The sequence below is a fragment of the Propionivibrio limicola genome, from assembly GCF_009469695.1.
Taxonomy (GTDB): Bacteria; Pseudomonadota; Gammaproteobacteria; order Burkholderiales; family Rhodocyclaceae; genus Propionivibrio; species Propionivibrio limicola.
This window is the reverse complement of the sequence record NZ_SSSR01000042.1, coordinates 1-1,015: the sequence shown is the minus strand read 5'-3', so window position 1 is coordinate 1,015 and position 1,015 is coordinate 1. Positions and strand designations below refer to the sequence as shown.

At 62.3% G+C, this 1,015-nt stretch carries 1 protein-coding gene; it reads right to left on the bottom strand.

Annotated elements, in window-relative coordinates; all coding sequences use genetic code 11:
* The coding region (serC, locus tag GH659_RS14710; protein ID WP_153112187.1) for a 3-phosphoserine/phosphohydroxythreonine transaminase at positions 1 to 1,015 on the bottom strand (1,015 nt) is incomplete at both ends.

Genomic DNA, 1,015 nt, shown 5'->3' with positions numbered 1-1,015 from the left:
TTTTCTCGAATTCCTTCATGTACTCGACCAGCTTCTGCACGCCTTCAACCGGCATCGCGTTGTAGATCGAGGCGCGCATGCCGCCGACGCTACGATGGCCCTTGAGCTGGACCATGCCGCGCGCTTCGGCGCCCTTCAGGAATTCGCCGTCGAGCGATGAATCCTTCAGCGTGAACGGGATGTTCATGCGCGAACGATTTTCTCTTGCGACGTGCGAGGCGAAGAGGCCGGAAGCGTCGAGCGCGTCGTACAGCAACTGGGCCTTGGCGATGTTCGTCTTTTCGACGGCCGCGACGCCGCCTTGGGCTTTCAGCCACTTGAAGACGAGGCCGGCGATGTAGATGGCGTAGGTCGGCGGCGTGTTGTACATCGAGTCGTTGTCGGCCTGCAGCTTGTAGTCGAACATCGTCGGCGTGCCGGGCAGCGTCTGGCCGAGCAGGTCGTCACGCACGATGACGATGGTCAAACCGGCCGGGCCGATGTTCTTCTGCGCGCCCGCGTAGATCAGCCCGAATTTCGAGACATCGATCGGGCGCGACAGGATGTTCGAGGACATGTCGGCGACCAGCGGCACGTCGCCGGTTTCCGGCGTCCAGAACAGTTCGACGCCGCCGATCGTCTCGTTCGTCGTGTAGTGCACGTAGGCGGCGTTCGGGTCGAGCTTCCAGGCCTCCTGCGCCGGGGCATAGGTGAAACTCTTGTCTTCGGACGAGGCGACCACGTTAACGCCGCCGAATTTCTTCGCTTCCTTGATCGCCTTCGCCGACCAGACGCCGGTGTTCAGGTAGTCGGCGGAAGCTTTGCCGCGCAGCAGGTTCATCGGGATCATCGCGAACTGCGTCGACGCACCGCCCTGCAGGAACAGCACCTTGTAGTTGGCCGGGATGCCCATCAGCTCGCGCAGGTCGGCTTCGGCGTCGGCCTGAATGCTCATGTATTCCTTGCCGCGGTGCGACATCTCCATGACCGACATGCCCGAACCGTGCCAGTCGAGCAGTTCGTCACGGGCTTGTTC